The following is a 21,603-nucleotide window of genomic DNA, read 5'->3' as shown; positions in this document are numbered from 1 at the left end:
TTGCCCCGGTAGCTCAGCTGGATAGAGCAAGCGCCTCCTAAGCGCTAGGTCGGATGTTCGAATCATCTCCGGGGCGCCACTTCCCCCTGATTTCAGCCCTTCCCGGGCTTGATTCAGGCTAAAAATGAACCATATTCACGATACAGACATCCATGCAGAACTCTTCATCGCCCGCAACGCTGAGCCCCTGGCTGGTTCTGCTGATGGCCGCGACCACCGGCCTGGTGGTCGCGAGCAACTACTATGCGCAACCCCTGCTGCACACTATCGCTGACCAACTGGCGCTCTCTTACGCCAGCGCCGGGATCATTGTCACCACCGCCCAGGCCAGCTATGCCGTCGGTCTCATTCTGCTGGTCCCCCTCGGGGACCTGCTGGAGCGCCGGGGGCTGGTGGTCACGATGATGTTGCTTGCCACCGGCGGATTGCTGGTCAGTGCCAGCGCCACATCGTTACCCATGTTACTTGCCGGCACAGCGATCACTGGCGCATTCTCGGTGGTTGCTCAGGTGCTGGTTCCCTTCGCCGCCACGCTCTCCCCTGTGGCCCACCGCGGCCGGGTTGTGGGTACGGTCATGAGTGGTCTGCTGCTGGGCATTCTGTTGGCCAGAACCGTCGCGGGCGCACTGTCCTCACTGGGCGACTGGCACACAGTCTACTGGGTGGCTGCCGGGCTGATGCTGGTCAATACCGCGATTCTGTTCCGCGCCCTGCCTCGCTACCGCCAGAACAGTCGGCTCAGTTATCCGCGCCTGATCGGATCGGTCGCTGTCCTGTTTGTGCGCTATCCCCTTTTCCGGCAGCGGGCCCTCCTGGGATGTCTGATTTTTGCCCTTTTCAGTATCTTGTGGACACCACTGGCCTTTTTGCTTTCCGCTTCTCCCTGGGAGATGTCCGATGCCACCATTGGCTTGTTCGGGCTGGCCGGAGCGGTTGGCGCCCTGTCCGCACGCCACGCCGGCGTTCTCTCGGATCGTGGCCACAGCCGCATCCTGACCCTGGGCGGTTTGGCCTTGCTATTCGGCTCCTGGTGGCTGCTCAAACTGGGGGCAGATTCCCTGCTTGCGCTGGTGGCAGGGATCATGGTGCTGGACCTGGCACTGCAGACGGTGCATATCACCAATATGAACCTGGTGTTCTCGCTGGATGAACATATCCGCAACCGTCTGAATTCCGGCTACATGTTCCTGTACTTTCTGGGTGGCGCCGGGGGCTCTTTAGGCTCTGCTCGTGCCTACGAGCACTTCGGTTGGGACGGGGTTGTCCTGCTGGGAGCAGGCATCGGGCTGATTGCCTTGCTGTATGGGGGCTGGCTTTGCCGCCGACAGGTTTGACGGTGTTTAACAGCCCGGCAATTTACCCGGCGGGCTCAGTGCACTACATTCAGGGTCAGGACTAATCGAAAAGGAATGACACGATGAAACTGCTGGGATTGCTACAACTGGCATTGGCGATTTATGCCATCGTCATGATTATCCAATCTTCCGCGGAAACCGGCGCCAAGGTGCTATGGGTGCTGCTGGTGCTTATCCTGCCGCTTGTTGGTCTGATCATCTGGGCACTGATGGGGCCGGGCTCTCCGCTGAAGCGTTAGCAACCGACCTTGGCTCTGCCTTTTTCTGCCAGTTCTCAGGCACACGGTAATAGCCTGTGTCCACACCCTGGAAGCGTGGCTGATTCACCACACGGCGCAACCGCTTGAGAGAGAAGTAGGGAATATCGCGTAGAATGATATTGGCAATCCAGGCGGGCACCACCCCGCCAGGATCCAACACGACTTCAATTGTGACTTCCACTTCTCCGGGCGCTACCGGTGAAAAACGGTAATAGCCTTCCATCTGCGGCATACGGACGTAGCCATCCTGCTCCGGCATGTTGCTTTCGTAGAGTGAAAACGGCATCACCAGATCGTAGGAATCCTTTTCCTGGTAGAACTGCACACGCAGTGGTGCGTCCCGATCACTCACAGGCCAGGGCAAACGGGTCGTTACGTAGACATCGCGCTTGAAGTGGGAATGGCGGCGCAGATCGCGGATTTCTGACACCATGTGCATGAAAGACGCCACAGCATCATAGTCATCCATAAGCACGCCGATGGACTTGAAGTCCTCGACCGGCATTCGTGCGATGCCCCGAAAGGTTTTCAGGCGGGAGCTGTCGTCATCCTGGCGGAATACCCGAATATCATCCCGTTCGGTCACCATGATCCAGCTGGCATCCGCAGCCAGGCTCACTTGCCCCCCCATCAAGGCCAACAGCACCAGCAATAGTCTAGTCAGCATTTGCTTTCCCGACATTCCCCAATATAAAAAACGGCAGCCGCTCGGCTGCCATTCGCTGTGCTGGCACTGTATCCTCGCCAGAACAACGTCGATACAGAATGTTTACGATAGCGTGACTCAGCCCACAGAAATGCTGGCACTATGACATGATACAAAAGTACTAGCCGGGTTTACAGATAGGGCTCCATCAAATGCGCCAGCGCATTTCTCACACGACGCCAGGGCGCCATATCACGAAAAGCCGCGGTATCCATTCGGCGGCAATCTGGCAGTCGCTCATCTATGGACCCATCGACTGTGCCAGCGAGCTGGTCGCTGTAACATTCCAGATCAAACTCGAAATTGAGCCGCAAACTGCGCGCGTCCCAGTTTCCGGAACCCAGCATCACCCAGTGGCCGTCAACCGTCATGACCTTGCTGTGATCAAAGGGCGGTGTCGACAGGTACAGTTCAGCCCCTTCACTGACCAGCCAGCGTAATGCATGCAGGCTGGCCCAATGCACCATGCGAAGATTATTCTTCTGCGGCACGATCAGCTGTACCTGCACACCCTTGAGCATGGCCAGCTGTAAAGTGGCCAGGAGCGTCAAATCCGGCACAAAATAGGGCGTAACGATGCGAATACGGTGCTCTGCAGCACCAATGGCCGCCAGAAGTGTCAGCCGTCGCTTGTCAAAATCTGCATCCGGCCCGGCACTGATCCCCCGGGCCTTTACCTCTCCCAGCTGCGCCAGGCCACGGTAGCTGGTTTCAAGAAGTTCGCCGCAACTGAACAACCAGTCTGCCGCGAAGCTGCGTAGCAACTGTCCCACTACCGGCCCTTCCAGCCGCGCATGCAGGTCGGTAATAGAAGGAGGCGTTTGAATATAGCCTGCACGAATATTCATGCCGCCGGTGAAACCGGTTTCCCGGTCGACAATCATGAATTTACGGTGGTTTCTGAGATTAATGTAAGGCATTCGCCAAGGCGCCAGCGAGTAAAGGAAGCGCTGCACCGGCACCTTGTTGCGGCGCAACCGCCACACCACAGATGGCAGCGAATACAGGGAACCAACCCCATCCACCAGCACCCGCACCTTCACCCCGCGCTGGACTGCCCGAGCGAGAGCTTCCACCACCGGCCGACCGGCAGCGTCATTACCAAAAATGTAGGTCGCCAGAAAAATGCTTTCGTTGGCGCTCTCGATCGCGTCCAGCATTTGCTGATAGGCCGCCGGCGCATCCAGGGGCGTAATGCGGTTACCGTCGGTAAGAGGCAAATGGGTCAGACGCCCTACCAAGCGGCTCAACTCCTGAAAATGCCCATGCAGTGGCAGGGGTTCAGCCGCCACACGCCAGCCTTCATCGGTCTCGATCTTGCCACCGGTGAGCTGCCGGGCACGGCGGCGGATACGGTTCACGCCCAGCAGGAAGTACAGCAGAGCACCAAACACCGGCACCAGCCAGACCAGCACGGTCCAGGCCGCTGCGGCCCGGGCATCGCGCTTGTTCTGTGAAACATGGATGGTGACCGTGATGGCCAGGGCGACACTGATCATGGCCGCCAGATGCGGCCAGAACGGTTCCAGCCGCAGCAGCCAACGGTCAACCCCCTGCCCCCACTGCGTTACGAATGCGTCCATTCCTCTCCTTGCCGGACCGCCAGAATTCACCTTGTCTCGATACAGTGCAATGCTGGCAACATAGCACAAATCCCTGTTTTAACGGGTAGTTACCTCTGTCACACCGGTGACATTTTTGCGCTTTCCGTCCCGTTTCACTAGAATGCGCCCTCTTTTGGGTCAGTGACTGCACACTGGCAGCGTCCTGCTTCCCCGCTAATGGCTGGAAGATGGGCAAGACCCAGGTCCCTCGCGTCCCTAGTGGCGTACAGCGACGAGCCACGGCTCGTGTTCAGTACCGGCCGCCGCCGGTCATCAGTAGTAATAACTAATTCCGCTGGTTTAGGCAGCCAGTGTACCGGTGTTGGCGTGGCGTCTTCACGCAGCAACGCATCGGCACATGATGAGGAGCGTAACCATGCCCGAGACCAATACGGTTATTCCGCTGCACCAGAGCGAGCACACACAGTTTGATGAGCCTCGCCGCTTCAAGGTGTTCACCGCCAAACAACTGGACAAGATCGAGCCACTCAAGCGTCTGGATGACGACACCCGCTTCGCCATGGAGGTCGTTGCCAATGTCCTGCCATTCCGGGTAAACGAGTATGTCATCAACGAACTGATCAACTGGGACAAGGTTCCCGACGACCCGATCTACCAGCTGACATTCCCACAGAAAGGGATGCTGGCACCGGAGCACTTCGACCGGGTTGCCGATGCCATGCGCGGTGGCGACAAGGACCACATCAAGGCTGTGATCGCGGAGGTACGCGAGGCCCTGAACCCTCACCCGGCAGGCCAGATGGAACACAATATGCCGGAAGTGGATGGCGAGAAAATCGACGGCATCCAGCACAAGTACAATGAAACGGTGCTGTTCTTCCCCAGCCAGGGTCAGGTGTGCCACAGCTATTGCACGTTCTGCTTTCGCTGGGCCCAGTTCATCGGCGACAACGATCTGAAGATTGCCGCAAAGGAAGCGGGTCAACTCAAGAAATATATCCAGGCACACCCGGAAATCACTGATGTGTTGATCACCGGTGGCGATCCTTTGGTAATGAAAACCAAAAACCTGCGCGCTCATATCGAACCGTTGCTGGAACTGGAACAAATTCGCACCATCCGTATCGGTTCCAAAGCCCTGACGTTCTGGCCCTACCGGGTGGTTTCGGATGCCGACGCTGACGACCTGCTGGCACTGTTCCGCGAAGTCCAAGCCAGCGGAAAGCATCTGGCGCTGATGGCTCACTACAACCACTGGCAAGAGCTGGAAACCGACATCGCCAAAGAAGCGGTGCGACGTGTTCGTGCCACCGGTGCGGTCATCCGTGCTCAGGGACCGTTGCTGGCCCACATCAACGACAACGCCGATGACTGGGCGCGTCTGTGGCAAACCCAGGTAGAGCTGGGCATTGTGCCGTACTACATGTTCGTGGAACGCGACACCGGCGCCCGCCATTATTTTGAAGTGCCACTTGCCAAAGCGTGGAACATCTATCGGGACGCCATGAAACAGGTCTCGGGTATTGCCAGAACAGCCCGCGGCCCGAGCATGTCCAGCCACCCGGGCAAGGTCGAGATCCAGGGCGTCACCGAGATCAATGGCGAGAAGGTCTTTGCGTTACGGTTCATCCAGGGCCGCAACCATGACTGGGTCCAGCGTCCCTTCTTTGCCAAATACAACGAACAGGCAACGTGGCTGAACCACCTGGAACCGGCTTTCGGTGAAGACACCTTTTTCTTTGAGGATGAGCTGGCCGCCATGGAACGCGGATAGCGGCCCCGAGAACCTGCGCCCCACTTTGCGGGGCGCAGGTTGGCGCTAAGCAACCCAAGCCTCCCCCCATCGCCCCAGCAACAGCAACAGCAACCCGGATGTTCAAATACCTCTCCCACGCCCCAAACCTGACATGGTTTCCAAACACAATTACGCTAATACTTCCCGGGTACGACGACCTTTCTTGTTTGGAGAACCCCATGAAAAAAGGCTTGGCTAGCGCCCTTGGCGCCGTAATGCTCACCGGCTGTCTCGGTCAGAACGCCCTGTTCGATACTGTGCAGGACTGGAATGCCGATGCGACCGATAACAAATTTGTTAATCAGGTGATTTCTTTCGCCTTCTGGTGGATCCCGGTTTACGGCTTGTCGTTGCTCGGTGACATTATCATCTTCAACTCCATTGAGTTCTGGACTGGCACAAACCCGATCAGCCAGGAAGGCGCCAGAGTCGCAGGCACCACCGAAACCGTCACTGACGGCCTGGGCAACGAAGCCCAACTGACCTACCACGCTGATGGTTCCATCGGCGTGCTGGCCACCAGCGGAGACGTGGCGGAAAGTTACACCCTGATCAAGGAAGGCAGCAAAGTGATCAAGGTGCAGAACGGACAACGTGAAGTGCTTGGCTCCATTATGCTCTGAGACGATGTAACGATGTGACGATGTGACGATGCGCAGGCAAGCATTGCTTCCTGCGCATCAACACAGACGAGACAGCGTAATCAGCGCCTGCTCTACCCGGTTATCCCATTTTACCGCGCAGTTAAGACGCAGGCAGTTGGTAAACTTCCCGGTAGCGGAAAACAAGGCACCCGGCGCAAAACTCACCCCCTGCTCCTGAGCCTGTTCGATCAACTCTGACGTATCAATGTCACCGGGCAACTCCAGCCAAAGCACAAACCCTCCGGCAGGTCGGCTAACCCGTGTTTCGGCAGGAAATAACTGCGTTACACGCTCCGTCATCCGGGCAACACTGCGAGCGTGCTCACCGCAAACCTGACGAAGATAACGGTCGTAGTGCCCTCTCTCCAGATAACGAGCCAGCGCCAGCTGGGACGGCGTAGAAACCGACACCGTATTGATGAACTGCAGATAACGCGCCTTTTCGGTGTAAGCATCCGGGGTCACCATCCAACCCACACGCAATCCCGCCGACAACGTCTTGGAGGAAGACGAGCAGTAGAAAACCTGCCCCGTTGAATCCCAGCTCTTGATCGGTCTGGGTCGCCGCCCGGTCAACGGAAGGTCCCCATAGATATCATCCTCCACCAGCGGTACCCGGTGTCTGGCCAGCAAGGCCAGCAAAGCTTGCTTTCGCTCATCCGACAGGCACACCCCCAACGGGTTCGAGAAATTACCCACCACCACGCAGGCAGATACCTTCCAGCGTTCCAGCGCCAGAGTGAGTGCGTCCAGGGAGATGCCGGTCTCAGGATCCGTGGGAATCTCCAGAGCCTTGAGCCCCAGTGACTCAATCACCTGCAGCAACCCATAGTAGGTCGGAGACTCAATGGCCACCGTATCTCCCGGCTGAGTGACCAGTTTCAGGGCTATCGCAACCGATTCCTGACAACTGTTGGTAACCAGTACCTGCTCAGGGCGAGTGGGACACTGCAAGGCGGCCATACGACGTGCAATCTGGGTGCAGAGTTCAGGCGCGCCGGGGGGAAATTCGTAGCCCACGCAACGTCTTCGTTGTTCGCGAAGCACCCCGTGAAAGACTTTTTCCATGGTCGCCACCGGCATGTACTCCGGGGCCGGCACCGCCGCCCCCAGGTTAACGATCGCCGGATTATTCACATTCTGCAGAATCTGTAATACCCGCTCCTGCCCGGTGATACGACGCGGCCGCCGGCTCGCCCGGGCGACCCTGGGAGGTTCAAGCTCGGCAAGCGGTGGACAGACGTAATACCCGGATCTCGACCGTGCTTCCAGGACACCTCGCTGCTCCAATTCCCGACAGGCATTCACCGCGGTAGAGACACTCACCTGATGCTGTGCCGCCAACATGCGCACCCCGGGTAACCGACTTCCCACGGGATACGCCTGCTCGCGAATCAGTTCCTGAAGGGTATCCGCAAGGCGTTGATACAAAGTCATGGCAATTACCGATACAGATAGCGTCACAACAGGCAGCACAGTTTTATAAAAACACAATCTGTACTGCATCAATTTTGTTTTCTTATATCTGTATCGATACAGCTTGTCCACCTACTCTGGAACACCTTCCAGAGCCAATGGATGCCAGCCATGCCAATGGAGCAGATTTTCGCCCTTGTCGGCTTTGTTGCCGTAATGACCGGAACCCCCGGCCCCAACAACCTGATGCTGGTTTCTTCCGGCGCCAACGCCGGCTTCATTCGTTCGTTGCCGCATATTCTGGGTATCGTGATCGGCTGTCAGATCATGCTGCTGTGCATCGCGCTGGGGCTCGGCCAGCTGCTGACTCACTCCCCCTCTCTGATCAACGGGTTGCGCATAACCGGTGCCCTTTATTTACTGTGGCTGGCCTGGCAGCTGGTGCGAAACCGCTCCCTGCAGGACCACCCGCAGCAGCAACAGCCCCTGACCTTTATCCAGGCGGCGCTGTTCCAATGGGTTAATCCCAAAGCCTGGATGATGACGTTGACCGGGGTGGCCACTTTTACCCAACCCCACAACTTTACCGCCAGCATGCTGCTGCTTGCCGGCACCTTCGTGGTTGTGGGTTTGCCGCTGATCAGTAGCTGGAACCTGTTTGGCGCGGCATTAAAGAACGGCTTGAAAAAAGGGCAACGTCTGCGGTATTTCAATCGCGTCATGGCGGTACTGCTGGTTGCCTCCTTGTATCCCACCTTTGGCATACAACCCAGTCAGGCCAGCGAGGTGCAACCGAGCTCCTCCCCCGCGCCTCAGCCAGAGCGGAAACGGGACAAGCTGGAATGGTGGATGAGCGTGATGTAAACCAGCGACACACGTAAAGTCAGGGCAGAAAACTGCCTTGGCCCTTCCTCCCTTCGACGGACTCCCTTAGGCTTGGCGTTTGGCAATGCTATCCAAGGAATGTCCATGCAAAACGGGCTGATGGTGCTACACAGCAACCGTCTGGAAACCCTCACTGAACTGGTGGCGGACTGGCTTCGTCGCCAGCCGTTGTCCCCGTTGGAAACAGAGACGTTTCTGGTGCAATCCAATGGCATGGCCCAATGGCTGAAACTGCAACTTGCCCAATCTCTGGGGATCAGTGCCGGCTACCAGTTCCAGATGCCCGCCCGTTTTTTATGGAACGCCTATCGCGCCGTGCTGGGGGAGGAACAGGTCCCACGCACTTCGCCCTTCGACAAATCCCGGTTGCTGTGGCGTCTGTATCGTTTGCTGCCGACTCTGCTGGACGATCCACACTTCGGCCCGCTACGGCACTTTCTTACCGATGACCAGGACTGTCGCAAGCGGCACCAGTTGGCGGAACGGTTGGCGGATCTCTATGACGCCTACCAGGTGTATCGCGCCGACTGGCTGACCGACTGGGAAGCCGGCCGCGATCAACTGCGCAAGGCCCACGACCGCAACGCCCACGATGATTTCCCCGACAGCCAGCGCTGGCAGGCCCATCTCTGGCGCGCCGTACTGACAGACATGGACGACGACAAACAGGGCCTCAGTCGCAGCGCCATCCATGACCGCTTTATCGAAACGTTGAAGAGCGGCGAAACGCCACCCGGCCTGCCGCGTCGCCTGATCATCTTTGGCATCAGCGCCCTTCCCCAGCAATCCCTGGAGGCCCTCGCCGCACTCAGCCAGCACTGCCAGATCCTGATGCTGGTGCAGAACCCCTGCCAGCACTACTGGGCAGATATCGTGGAAGACCGTCATCTGCTACGGCGTCAACTGGACGAGCGCAAACGTCACCTCGACCTGCTGCCAGAGAACCGGGTCAATCCGCTGCTGGCCGCCTGGGGCAAACAGGGCCGGGACTTTATCGGGCTGCTCTATGATCACGATGATCCGGACAGCTACCGCAGCGCGTTCCAGAACCAGATCGACCTGTTCACGGATTTGACACCGGGCACGCTGCTGGAACAGTTGCAGCAGGATATTCTCGATCTGGAACCGCAGCCGGCTCCGGATCAGCGACCGCTCCTGCAACCGGATTCGTCCCTGCATTTCACCATCGCCCACAGCCCCCAGCGGGAGGTAGAGATCCTGCAGGATGCGTTGCTGAAACGCTTTGCCGAGGACCCCACCCTGCAGCCCCGGGACGTGATTGTGATGGTGCCGGATATCGAGGCCTACGCGCCCTACATTGATGCGGTGTTTGGTCGCATGGAGCGGGAGGATCCCCGCTACCTCCCCTACACCCTCAGCGACCGCAGTGCCGGTGCCGCCTCGCCCATGGCCCAGGCCATGGAATCCCTGCTGCACCTGCCCCAATGGCGCTTCACCGCCAGCGACATTCTCGACCTGCTGGAGGTGCCTGCAGTGCGCCAGCGCTTTGCCATCGAGGAAAGCGACTTGCCCCAGCTGGCCAGCTGGATTGATCAGGCCCGTATCCGCTGGGGGCTCAACAGCGACCAGCGCCACACCCTGGACGTCCCCGGCTTTGAACAAAACAGCTGGGCGTTCGGGCTCAAACGCATGCTGGCCGGCTACCTGATGGGCGATGGCCCCGCCTGGAATAACATCCAGCCGCTGGACGAAGTAGCAGGGCTGGGCGCCGAGCTGGCCGGGCGACTGTCACGGTTGCTGGAGAGTCTGGAACAGCACTGGCAGGCCTTCCGGGACAGCGCCACTCCGACCCAATGGCAGCTGCGTTTCAGCCAGTTGCTGGACGATCTGTTTGCCCCCGACGAACAGGACGATCAGGGCCTCGATGCCGGCCTGCGCGATGCCCTCAACGACTGGCTGGCGGCCTGTGGCGAAGCGGATTTCGACAAGGCCCTGCCACTGACCGTGGCCCGCCGCCCATTACTCGATGCACTCAATTCCGAAAGCCTGTCGCAGCGTTTTATGGCCGGCCGCATCAACGTCTGTACCCTGATGCCCATGCGCGCCATTCCGTTCCGCCATGTCTGCCTGTTGGGCATGAAAGACGGCGATTACCCCCGCCCGCAGCAGCCCATGGATTTCGACCTGATGCGCCAGTGGGGCAACTATCGCCCGGGGGATCGCTCCCGGCGGGACGACGACCGTTACCTGTTTCTGGAAGCCCTGCTCAGCGCCCGCGACAGCCTTTACATCAGCTGGACCGGCCGCAACGTGCGCGACAACAGCGAACGTCCGCCTTCGGTACTGGTGGCCCAGCTGCGCGATCACATCAACCAGCGCTGGCACTGCGATCAGGGCGACCCGGTGGAGGCCCTCACCCAGGCCCATCCCCTGCAGCCCTTCAGCGGCCAGTACTTTGATGCCGCCAACGATGCTCTCGACACCTATGCCAATGAATGGCGTGTACTGCATGATGGCGAGGCCCCGCAGGTGGACAATCGCCAACCATTGCCGTCACTGGACGTGGACGAACCGGTGAACTGCAGCGTCCTGGGTCGCTTCCTGAAGCAACCGGTGGCGCATTTTTTCGAACGCCGGCTCAAGGCAAAACTGAAACTGGAACGCCAGGTACTCGAAGACAGCGAACCTTTCGGTTTCGATGGGCTGCAACGTTATCAACTGCAGGATCAGCTGATCAGTGACGCCTTGCAGGCGGGTCCGGAACAGGCACAAAGCACCATGCAGGCCACTCTGAACCGGCTGGCCGCCAGCGGCGACCTGCCCCTGCATCCGTTTGAAGAAGGTAGCCGTGACAGCCTGCTGGTGCCGCTGGCCGATCCGCTGGACGATTACTTTGCCCTGTTGGCCCAGAGCGGCAGCCCGCAGCCCCAGCAGGAAATCCGTCTGACCGCTGGCCCCCTGCCACTGGAAGACTGGCTCACCGATCTGCGCGGCGCCACCGCCAACCCCCAGCGGCTGGTCCTGCAGACCGGCAGGCTGGAAAACCGTTACGACAAGCTGTGTCGCGACTGGGTAATTCACCTGGCTGCCTGTGCTGCCGGCTACCCGCTCACCACCCGCATACAGGGCCAGGATGGGCGCTTTACCTTGCTACAGTTGACCCAGCAGGCAGCCCAGCAGCATCTCGACCAGCTTGGTCATGCCTGGCAACAGGCGCTCTGCCATCCACTACCGGTGGCCTGTGCCACCGCCTTTGCCTTCCTGGCGGAAGAAGATGAAGAGAAAGGCGTGAAAGCAGCAAGGAACAAATACACCAGCAGCGATTTCAGCCGAGGGGAAGTGGATGACCCGTCACTGGCCCGCGCCTGGCCGGATTTCGATACGCTCTGGGCACAGACAAAAGAGGAAGAACCGCTGTTTCTTTACTGGACAGAACAACTCTATGCGCCCCTCTTCCTGAACAGCCAGTGGGCCGAACTGGGGGACCTGTCATGAGCCATAACGACGGATGTCAGTCCCCACCGCTACCGATCACCTTCCCTCTGCATGGCACCCGGTTGATCGAAGCCAGCGCCGGTACCGGCAAGACCTTCACCCTGGCAGCGCTTTATCTGCGCCTGGTGCTGGGCCATGGTGACGACCGGGCCTTCCACCGCCCGCTGCTGCCACCGGACATCCTGGTGGTGACCTTCACCGAAGCCGCCACGGAAGAATTGCGCGAGCGGATTCGGGACCGTCTGGCCGATGCCGCCCGTACCTTTGCCGACCCGGACGCCACTGCCAGCGACCCGGTGCTGTCACAACTGCTGGCCGACTACGCCGAGCCGCAGGCGCGCAAGCAATGCGCCCAGCGCCTGGATGCCGCCGCCCAGTGGATGGACGAAGCGGCCATCTACACCATCCACGGGTTCTGTAATCGCATGCTCAAGCAGCATGCGTTTGATTCCGGCAGCCTGTTCAGCCTGGAACTACAGGAAGATGCCAGCGATGACCAACTGCAGGCGGCACGGGATTACTGGCGCAACATCATCAACCGCTTCCCGGTGAGTGCCGCCAACCAGTTGCAAAGCGAAGGACTGGGCAACCCGGATGCCCTGCTCAAGCAAGCCCGTCCCCTTCTGGGGCTCAAGGAAGCCGATCCGGCGAACCTGCCAGACAGTGTCAAAGAATGGCTGACGCAAACCGATCCCCAGGCCGAGCTGGACCGGCTCGCTCGCCAGCAACTGGCGGAGGCCTTGCCGGACTTTCTTCACTGGGTACGTGACGCCCAGGAGAACAAGTGGCTGAACGGCAACAGCTACCGGGCGAAAAGTGTGCCCGGCATGCTCAAGCTCCTGAAGCGCTTCGCCAAGGGTGAAGGCCTGCGCGACAAGGATTATGACGTCCTCTTCAAGTTTTCTGAAGACGGCATGAAGCTGACCAAGGCGGGTCAGGACCACCGTCCGGACTTCCTGTTCTGCAAGACGCTTGATCGGGTCCTGATGGGGCGCGAAAACACCCGCCTGCCACGCACGGACCTGCTGGCCCATGTGGCCGCCTGGATTGACCGGCGGGTGGACCAAGTGCGCCGCCAGACCGCGACGCTGGGCTTCGATGACATGCTCACACGCCTGCGCGATGCCCTGGAAGGGTCCAACGGCGAGCGGCTGGCCGCGGTGATTCGTGAACAATTCCCGGTAGCGCTGATCGACGAATTTCAGGATACCGATCCGGTCCAGTACGGGATTTTCTCTGCACTCTATGGGAATCAGCCGGAGATCGGCTGGTTCATGATCGGCGACCCCAAGCAGGCCATCTATGCATTCCGCGGCGCGGATGTATTCACGTACCTGAAAGCCCGCACGGCCACCGAAGGCAACCACTACACACTCAAAAAGAACTTCCGTTCTGCCCATGCCATGGTCTCCGCTGTAAACGAGTTGTTCACTTACAGCGACCAGACCTTTGGTGATGTCTTCCGTATGGCCAAAACCGGCAGCCCCTTTCCTTTCGACCCGGTGGAAGCCCAGGGGCGCAAGGAACAACTGGAAGTGGATGGGCAGGTCAAAGCGGGCATCACACTGTGGGTGGAAGACCGCGACAGAGCGATCAGTGCCGGTCAGTACCGCCAGCAACAGGCGGACCGTTGCGCCACCGAAATCGCCCACCTGCTCAACGGCGCGGAAAAAGGCGACACCGGTTTCCGCAAAGACGAACAATTCCGGCCGCTCCAACCCAACGACATTGCCATCCTGGTTCGTGACCGCACCGAGGCCAAAGCCATTCGTGATGCATTGATGGAACGTGCGGTGCGCAGCGTGTATCTGTCTGATCAGGATTCCGTCTTTGCCCAGCCGGAAGCGATCGACCTGTTGCTGATCCTGCACGCCTGCGCCAACCCGGAATCGGACAGCAAGGTGCGCAGCGCCCTGGCCAGTGCGTCACTGGATATAGCCTATACGGAACTGGATGCCATCAACCAGGATGAGGTGCGCTGGGAGCGCATGGTGGAACAGTTCCATGGCTATCGGCACCAGTGGCAACAGCAAGGCGTGCTGCCCATGCTGCGCAGTTTGTTGATGGATTTTCATGTCCCGGTGCGCCTCAGCCAGAGCCTGGATGGCGAGCGGGCACTGACCAACCTGTTGCACCTGTCTGAATTGCTGCAGCAGATGGCCACTCAACTGGATGGCGAGCAGGCCCTGATTCGCTATCTGGAAGAAACCCTCGAACAGCAGAGTAACAGCAGCAAGGAAAGCATCCTGCGGCTGGAAAGTGATGACGACCGGGTCAAGGTAATCACCATCCACAAGTCCAAGGGGCTGGAATACCCGCTGGTGTATCTGCCCTTTATTTGCAGCTTCCGCCCCGCCGACAAGAGCAAGCCGCCGCTGCGTTTCCATGATGATGACCGGCTGCATGTGTCACTGGAGCCGGATGCAGAAGACGAGCGCAAGGCTGACGAAGAGCGCCTGGCGGAAGACATGCGCCTGCTCTATGTGGCACTCACCCGGGCCTGCCATACCTGCACCCTGGGCATTGCCCCCTACGTGAAAGGCAACGGTAAAACCAACCAGCTGGAGAAAAGTGCCATTGGCCGCCTGCTGTTTGGTGACGGTGTGGAAAATGAAAAACTCACCGAAACACTGAGGCCAGTCATCAGCGACTCGGTAAGCGTGATCGCGCCACCGCAGAGCAATGATCTGCCGTATCAACCGGCCACCCGGAAGCCGACCCTGAAACCGGTACAAGTGCCCCCCCGACATCAACGCCAACCCTGGTGGATTGCCAGCTACAGTGCCCTCAAGCAGGTTCAGGAAACCCTGGCCCCGGCGGACCCGCGCAGCGACCAGTTGGCCGAACAACCGGATCAGGACAGCATGCCGGAACAGGAGCCCTTGGCGGGTAGCATCCACGCCTTCCCGCGCGGCGCCGCCCCCGGCACCCTGCTGCATGATGTTCTCGAGCAGGCAGCAAACCAGGACTTTGTTGCGACCCTGGCGTCCCCTGCCCCCTTCGAACAGGTTGTGGCAGAAAAACTTCAGGCTCGCGGCTGGCAGGATCACACGGCGGTGATTGAGGACTGGTGGAAAACCGCCCTGCAAACCCCGTTACCGCTGGCCGCTGATCAGGTGGCACTGAGCGAGATGGCCACCTATGTGGCAGAGATGGAATTCATGTTGCCCGCCAACCAGGTGAGCGTGGCGGCACTGGATCAGGCCATTCGCGATGCCATCCACCCTGACCTGCCCCGCCCGCGACTGGAAGCTGACACCCTCAACGGCATGCTCAAGGGCTTTATCGATCTGGTGTTCGAACACCGCGGCAAGTACTACGTGCTCGACTACAAATCCAACTGGCTGGGCGTGGATGACAGCGCCTACACCTCCGACGCCATGACCCGTGCCATTCTCGACAAGCGTTACGAGGTGCAGTACGTACTCTACCTGCTGGCCCTCCATCGTCTTCTCAAGAACCGACTTGGCGAAGACTACAATCCGGATCAACACCTGGGCGGCGCCGTCTATGTGTTCCTGCGCGGCATGCAGGGGCCAGCCGCGGGCACGGTCTTCGACCGGCCGGCGACGGAGTTGATTGAAAGGCTGGATGCGATGTTTGGAGGCGAGGAATGAGAAGCAAGCTACAAGCTTCAAGCTACAAGCTACAACACGGGAAAGTCTGCAGCCGCCCTCCAACCTTTTTATCCGCGATTCACGGAAATGCGAACGCGGGCACGGCCTATCAAAACCCGATTGTCTGTTTCGCGCCTTGCAGCTTGAAGCTTGTAGCTTGCAGCTCATACCTCTGGAGGGGCAGCCATGCAATCTGATCTATTCTCCGCCCTCAACTGGGAAGACGCCCTGGAGCAACTGCGTGACGGAGGCCTGTTGCGGGATCTGGATGTGGCCATTGCCCGCTTTCTGCATCAGCAATGCAGCGAGGCAAGCTATGAAGTGCTGTTACTCGCGGCCTTTACCAGCAACCAGCAGGCCAGTGGCCATCTCTGTCTGGATTTTGAAAATGACGCCCTGAGCACGCAGCTGTGGGGCACATCACCGCCTGCGGAACTGACGCAGTTACTCCCCGGGACACCGGACCAATGGCTCACAGCCTTGCAGCAAAGCCCGCTGGTCAGCAACGACGGCAGCACACCGCTGGTGCTGGATCAGCATCGACTTTATTTGCGCCGTAGCTGGTCACAGGAACGGTCGGTTGCCGACGCCATTGCAGCACGGCTGGCCACGCCTTCCGGACTGTCTGCACAGCAACTGCATGGCCCGTTGCAGGCGCTCTTCCCTGACAGTGGTAACGGCACCAACTGGCAACAGGTGGCCTGCGCGCTGGCCAGCCGCGTTGGAATCGGCATCATTACCGGCGGGCCGGGGACCGGCAAGACCACCACAGTGGTAAAACTGCTGGGCCTGCTGCAAAGCCTGGCCATGGAAAACCATCAGCGCCTGCGCATTCGTCTCGCCGCCCCCACCGGCAAAGCCGCCGCACGACTCACCGAATCCATTGGCGACCAGGTCGCCGCCTTGCCGGTATCTGATGCGGTTCGCGACAGCATTCCCACCGACGTGACCACCCTGCACCGTCTGCTGGGCACCCGGCCAGATTCGCGGCACTTCCGTCATCACGCCCACAATCCCCTGCACGCGGATCTGGTAGTGGTAGACGAAGCCAGCATGATCGACATGGACATGATGGCCAGCCTGCTGGCGGCCCTGCCCGCCCATGCGCAACTGATCCTGCTGGGCGACAAGGACCAGTTGGCCAGCGTAGAAGCCGGCGCAGTCATGGGCGATTTGTGCCGCCATGCCTTTGAGGGACGTTACCACGCCGACACCGTGGACTTCGTGGCACAGAGTTGTGGCGCCGACATTCGTGACTTCTGTGAAGAACCCGACCAGCCCGGCACGGCACTGGCACAGTCCACGGCCATGCTACGGACCAACTGGCGCTCCAAAGACAGCCCCGGCATCGGCGCCCTGGCTACCGCCATCAATCAGGCGGACCTGGGCAAGTCACGGGCGGCATTCCGGGATTACCCCGAGAGCCTCAACCGTCACCGGTTGCAAAACGACAATACACAGCTGGAAAACCTGTTGGTGGAAGGCAGCGCAGGTCACGCCGGCTTACGCAGCCTGTTTGCCGCGGTGGACTCCCCGCCCGGCAACGAAGAACGGGATCCATGGGCAGCGGGTCTGCTCAAACAGTTAACCCACCAGCAATTGCTCAGTGGCCTGCGCAGCGGCCCCTTTGGGGTAGAGCAGCTCAATCAGCGCCTCACCCATTACCTGCAACAACAGGATCTGGCACCGGAACGGGAGTGGTATGCGGGCCGCCCGGTGATGATGACACGCAATGATTACCAGCTGGGGCTGATGAATGGCGATGTGGGCCTGACGCTCCCCGGCGAGACCGATGACAACGGCAACCACCGGTTGAGGGTGGCCTTCCAGTTGCCCGACGGCCGAATCAAGTGGGTGCTGCCTTCGCGGCTGGACGGGGTAGAAACCGTGTACGCCATGACCGTGCACAAATCCCAGGGTTCGGAGTTTCGTCACACCTTGCTGGTGCTGCCGGATACGCCGCACCCGCTGCTGACCCGGGAGTTGGTTTACACCGCGATTACCCGCGCTCGTGATACCTTTACCCTGCTGGAGTTCGGCAAACCGTCCGTGCTGGAAAGTGCCATTCGCAAGCCGACCTGGCGAGCCTCCGGGCTGGCAGACCGGCTCCAGGGCTGAGTTGGCAACAAACGGAGAGCACCAGACGCCTCTGCCGGCATCCGCCTCCGCCCGCCCCGTAGACCTACCCTGCGGGGCCATCGCCGATTAGAATCCGCATCTGAATCTGTTGAGCCACACTGCACACAGGACCGCAACCCGTCATGTCATCCGAATTGACCCAGCCCGCCTCCACGCTCGAGTACCTGCGCCGCATCGAATCCAGCAAGCTGTTTCAGGGCGCGGTCATTGCCATCATTATCCTGTCGGCACTGACCATCGGCGCCAATACCTACACCCTGCCACCGCTATTCAGCGACACCCTGGCGCTACTGGACAACGCCATCACGGTTTTCTTTCTGGTAGAAATTCTGTTCCGCCTGGGCGTACACCCCGACAAGAAGCGGTTCCTGCTGGATGGCTGGAATCTGTTCGATACGCTGGTAGTCATCGGCAGCCTGATCCCCATGGACAATGCCGAAGTGGTTCTGCTGGGCCGGCTACTGAGGGTATTTAGGGTATTGCGACTGGTATCGGTGGTGCCGGAACTGCGCTTCCTGATCAACTCGCTGATCAAGGCCATCCCGCGCATGGGCTACATCGCACTGTTGATGTTCATCATTTTCTATATCTACGCGGCCATGGGCTCCATGTTCTTCTCCAGTGTCGATGAAACCCTGTGGGGGGATGTGGCCATCTCCATGCTGACCTTGTTCCGGGTGGCCACCTTCGAAGACTGGACCGACGTGATGTACGCCACCATGGAAAGCTACCCGTTAAGCTGGCTGTATTACCTCAGCTTTATTTTCCTGACCGCGTTCGTCTTCCTGAACATGATGATCGGGGCCATTCTGGAAGTGATGAGCGAGGAACAAAATGCCAAACAAGCGGAGCAGGCCCATGACGAGCGCGAAAAAATGACACGGCAACTGGCAGAGATGCAGTCACAGCTTACCGAGCTAACCGCCCTGATCAAAGCCCGCAAAGAGTGAGTTCTTCTTTTTCACGCCTCACGCAGCCTGATTATTTGCCAGCATTAAAAAGGGACACCTTTGTGTCCCCGGGAAACCTCTGGCTAGCGCCGGCGTTATGCCGGCTGTCTCAGGGATTTCTTGTCAATCTTGCCAACGGAGGTCAGCGGAATCGCATCAATAAAGAACACTTCCTTGGGGACTTTATAGGGCGACATGTTTTCCCGGCAGAAACCTTCCAGCTCGACCTTTAGCGCTTCTTCAGACTGTTGGCAATCCGGGGTCCGCTCCACGTATAGCTGAACAACGTCATTGCCTGGACGTTTAGTATCAGCGCGGCCAACAACGGCACACATGGCAACCCAGGGCAGGCTTTGTACCTTGCCTTCCACTTCCACGGAAAACACTTTGTAGCCCCCCACAATCAGCATGTCCTTGCTGCGGTCGCAGACACGAACGAAACCGTCTTCGTCCATGACGCCCACGTCCCCGGTGTGCATCCACAACTTGCCGTCCATCTCACGCAAGGATTTCTTTGTCGCTTCAGGCATTTCCAGATACCCCTGCATGACCTGCGGACCGGAGGCGATAATTTCGCCAGCTTCGCCCAGCGGCATCAGGGTGGTGCCATCTTCAGCATCCACGATACGCACATCGGTGCCCGGCAGGGGAATACCCACATGGGCTTCCTTGAAGTGCGAGGCCGGGTTCAGGGTGATCACCGGGCTGGTTTCGGTCATGCCATAGACTTCACAGAACTTGCCTGCACCCACCACGCTTTCCAGCTTCTGGACTTCCTCCTTGGCGAACGGAGCCGCACCGGAAATAGCCATCCGCAAACCGGAGAAATCCAGGCTCTTGAACGTTTCATTGGCGCACAGCATCTGATAAAGCGCGGGCACCGCGGCCAGCACGGTTGGGGTGCGTGCTTTCATTTCGCTGACGAAGTGATCGATATCACGCGGGTCCGGGATCAGCAGAAACGTGGCAGCGGTGCGCAGCGCGTTAAATACCACCGCCGCACCACCGATGTGGAACAACGGGAAGGCGGACGCCACGGTTTCTTCACCGGTGCGGTAGCCATAAAACTCGTTGGCCTGCAGGTTATTCATGAACAGATTGCGTGAGGTGAGCTTGGCCCCCTTGGGCAAGCCGGTAGTCCCCCCGGTGTACTGCAGGTACAGCACCTTATCCATGTCTACACGGGTGTCGACAGGCTCCGCCGTGGCTGGCAGGTGGTCATGCAGGGAAATCCCCTGAACGCCTTCCACCGTGGCGTTAATCGCTTCACCCTGCCCGGTCATGATATCCATGGGCCCGGAGACGATCACCGTCGACAGGGTAGGTACCTTCCCCAGCACCGGCTGGACTGAGGTTTGCCAGAACGGCACCAGCGTCATAAGAATCTTCACCTTGGCATCATTGGCCTGGTGAGTAATTTCTGGCGGGGTCATCAGTGGCGAAATACTGGTGGTCACCATGCCAAGGCGGGCGGCAGCAATAAAACCAATCACATATTGCGGCGTGTTGGGCAACTGCATGCCCAGCACGTCGCCTTCACCCGCGCCTTGTGCCGCAAACAGGGCCGCCATGCGGTCTGCCAGTTCATCCAGCTGCTTGTAGGTGATTGCCTGCCCCAGAAATACCAGCGCTTCGCGATCCGGGAATTGTGATGCATAGCCACGAACATAATCCGACAGGGTTTTTTCCGGCAACTCAGGCAGGGTATACCAGTCCTTGCCAAGAGATTCATAGGTGGACAGCCAGGGACGATTTTCCTGATTCATTTGAGCACCTTAAGCGTATTGTTCACATTATTGGCTTCAGCGTTTCCGGAAACTTCCAGCGCATGGCAATCGAGGTTCCATCCGCTTGCGTACAAGGGTTGCCTGCGACCACCCAGCGGCGTCGCCCGGCGACCCCGGCAGCCATTCAACCGGAGAATTCGATCTCCAAGATAGAGGCTGTTGAGCAAGAGGTCTTTAGCCAGAACTGCCATCCGGTGTTGATGTTTGATCATGTAGAACATCGCTTTTACGGCATCTGTACATTGACACTGTCAACAGCCCGGCCATGCCCTGTATTGCCTGATTATTCAAAGAGATAACCACAGGCTCACGACCGGATTAAAAAGACAAAAAAGGAATTTTTGTATAGGGAAAAGAGTCAAACGAGGCAGCATTCGTAGACAGTTACGTATCGATTTTCAACTGGAGGCCAAGCGGCATTACCGCGCCTGCGGAGGTAAAAAATGACCTGGCCTTGTACCTTTTGAGGAGGTTGCAGACACAGGTCAAACGCACACGACTAACAACAACGAAGCAGCCCCTCAGGGGATCGTTTCCCCCTGAACAGATTGGTGAAGTACCAAAGCCATGGCCGCCACGCGATTCAATGCATCAACCGACAAGGTTGCACCGGTAATGCCGTCTACCGGCCCCGACAGCGCATTGTTCCCGGTCAGCCTTAGTCCCAGGTACTGCTTGCGAAAAGCAGCCTGATGAATTTCACCCCCCCGGGGTTCCCGATACACCAGCAGCTCAATGACCGCGATCTCACCCTCAGGATTAATGCCAATACCGATCGTCATTGGCATATCCTTGCTCTTTTCATCGATGATCCAGGCGCTGGTTCCATTTTGCAGCCAGTAACGCAGCCTCAGCCCGCTATAGCGATGCCCCAATGCCGCCTCAGCTCGCTTGCGAGTATCCCCTCGCAGCGGCATCAGCGAAATTGAAGGCACATTTTCGCCGTACACCTTGGCCAAGAAGGCCTCGGGTTTCAGGTATTCGGTTTCGTCGTAGGCCGCACCGGCCGGAAAGGCGATGAGCATGAG

General features: G+C 59.1%; 15 protein-coding genes and 1 tRNA gene. 10 read left to right on the top strand and 6 right to left on the bottom strand.

Annotation, left to right across the window (positions count from 1 at the left end; all coding sequences use genetic code 11):
* The first annotated feature begins 2 nt into the window (after nt 1-2).
* From Q672_RS33745 to Q672_RS34075, 3 genes are all read left to right on the top strand, one after another.
* Nucleotides 3-79, top strand: a tRNA-Arg gene (locus tag Q672_RS33745).
* 73 nt (nt 80-152) lie between these two features.
* Nucleotides 153-1,334 (top strand): MFS transporter, encoded by a 1,182-nt coding sequence (locus Q672_RS33740; protein WP_022986977.1) that lies wholly within the window; start codon nt 153-155, stop codon nt 1,332-1,334.
* A gap of 83 nt (nt 1,335-1,417) precedes the next feature.
* Nucleotides 1,418-1,594, top strand: coding sequence for a PLDc N-terminal domain-containing protein (locus Q672_RS34075; protein WP_022986976.1), 177 nt, complete (start codon nt 1,418-1,420; stop codon nt 1,592-1,594).
* Here Q672_RS34075 and Q672_RS33735 read toward each other — a convergent pair.
* Nucleotides 1,551-2,282, bottom strand: a complete 732-nt coding sequence (locus Q672_RS33735; protein ID WP_022986975.1) for a hypothetical protein — start codon at nt 2,280-2,282, stop codon at nt 1,551-1,553. The genes Q672_RS34075 and Q672_RS33735 overlap by 44 nt on opposite strands.
* Before the next feature lie 170 nt (nt 2,283-2,452).
* Nucleotides 2,453-3,904, bottom strand: a complete 1,452-nt coding sequence (locus Q672_RS33730) for a phospholipase D-like domain-containing protein (RefSeq protein ID WP_022986974.1) — start codon at nt 3,902-3,904, stop codon at nt 2,453-2,455.
* 397 nt (nt 3,905-4,301) lie between these two features.
* Between Q672_RS33730 and Q672_RS33725 the strand changes: the two genes are divergently transcribed.
* Complete coding sequence (locus Q672_RS33725) at nt 4,302-5,660, top strand: KamA family radical SAM protein (RefSeq protein ID WP_022986973.1); 1,359 nt, start codon at nt 4,302-4,304, stop codon at nt 5,658-5,660.
* Between the two features lie 200 nt (nt 5,661-5,860).
* Complete coding sequence (locus Q672_RS33895; protein WP_022986972.1) at nt 5,861-6,304, top strand: DUF3332 family protein; 444 nt, start codon at nt 5,861-5,863, stop codon at nt 6,302-6,304.
* Between the two features lie 57 nt (nt 6,305-6,361).
* Here the strand turns inward: Q672_RS33895 and Q672_RS33720 are convergent, their stop codons facing one another.
* On the bottom strand, nt 6,362-7,762 hold the full coding sequence (locus tag Q672_RS33720) for an aminotransferase-like domain-containing protein (protein WP_022986971.1): 1,401 nt from the start codon (nt 7,760-7,762) through the stop codon (nt 6,362-6,364).
* A gap of 150 nt (nt 7,763-7,912) precedes the next feature.
* On the opposite strand from Q672_RS33720, the gene Q672_RS33715 reads away from it, so the two are divergent.
* The 5 genes from Q672_RS33715 (at nt 7,913) to Q672_RS33695 (ending at nt 18,788) form a co-directional block, all read left to right on the top strand.
* Nucleotides 7,913-8,605, top strand: coding sequence for a LysE family translocator (locus tag Q672_RS33715; RefSeq protein ID WP_022986970.1), 693 nt, complete (start codon nt 7,913-7,915; stop codon nt 8,603-8,605).
* 105 nt (nt 8,606-8,710) lie between these two features.
* Entirely contained in the window at nt 8,711-12,082 is a 3,372-nt protein-coding gene (recC, locus tag Q672_RS33710) for an exodeoxyribonuclease V subunit gamma (RefSeq protein ID WP_022986969.1), read from the top strand.
* Nucleotides 12,079-15,699, top strand: coding sequence for an exodeoxyribonuclease V subunit beta (gene recB, locus Q672_RS33705; protein ID WP_022986968.1), 3,621 nt, complete (start codon nt 12,079-12,081; stop codon nt 15,697-15,699). The genes recC and recB overlap by 4 nt, the downstream gene beginning before the upstream one ends.
* Before the next feature lie 186 nt (nt 15,700-15,885).
* The gene (gene recD, locus Q672_RS33700; RefSeq protein ID WP_022986967.1) at nt 15,886-17,817 is read left to right on the top strand and encodes an exodeoxyribonuclease V subunit alpha; all 1,932 of its coding nucleotides are present in this window, start codon (nt 15,886-15,888) and stop codon (nt 17,815-17,817) included.
* 143 nt (nt 17,818-17,960) lie between these two features.
* A complete protein-coding gene (locus tag Q672_RS33695; protein ID WP_022986966.1) occupies nt 17,961-18,788 on the top strand; it encodes an ion transporter in 828 nt (275 codons plus the stop codon).
* 95 nt (nt 18,789-18,883) lie between these two features.
* On the opposite strand, the gene Q672_RS33690 is transcribed toward Q672_RS33695, so the two are convergent.
* The 3 genes from Q672_RS33690 to Q672_RS33685 all read right to left on the bottom strand — a co-directional run bounded on the left by Q672_RS33690 (nt 18,884) and on the right by Q672_RS33685 (nt 21,600).
* The gene (locus tag Q672_RS33690) at nt 18,884-20,554 is read right to left on the bottom strand and encodes a class I adenylate-forming enzyme family protein (RefSeq protein WP_022986965.1); all 1,671 of its coding nucleotides are present in this window, start codon (nt 20,552-20,554) and stop codon (nt 18,884-18,886) included.
* Nucleotides 20,551-20,787, bottom strand: coding sequence for a hypothetical protein (locus Q672_RS34190; RefSeq protein WP_147393912.1), 237 nt, complete (start codon nt 20,785-20,787; stop codon nt 20,551-20,553). The genes Q672_RS33690 and Q672_RS34190 overlap by 4 nt, the downstream gene beginning before the upstream one ends.
* Nucleotides 20,788-21,096: 309 nt before the next feature.
* The gene (locus Q672_RS33685) at nt 21,097-21,600 is read right to left on the bottom strand and encodes an FMN-binding protein (protein ID WP_160169807.1); all 504 of its coding nucleotides are present in this window, start codon (nt 21,598-21,600) and stop codon (nt 21,097-21,099) included.
* Nucleotides 21,601-21,603 lie beyond the last annotated feature (3 nt).

It is taken from the genome of Alcanivorax sp. P2S70 (assembly GCF_000475295.1).
In the GTDB taxonomy this organism is placed as follows: Bacteria; Pseudomonadota; Gammaproteobacteria; order Pseudomonadales; family Alcanivoracaceae; genus Alcanivorax; species Alcanivorax profundi.
This window is presented reverse-complemented; position numbering and strand designations above follow the sequence as displayed.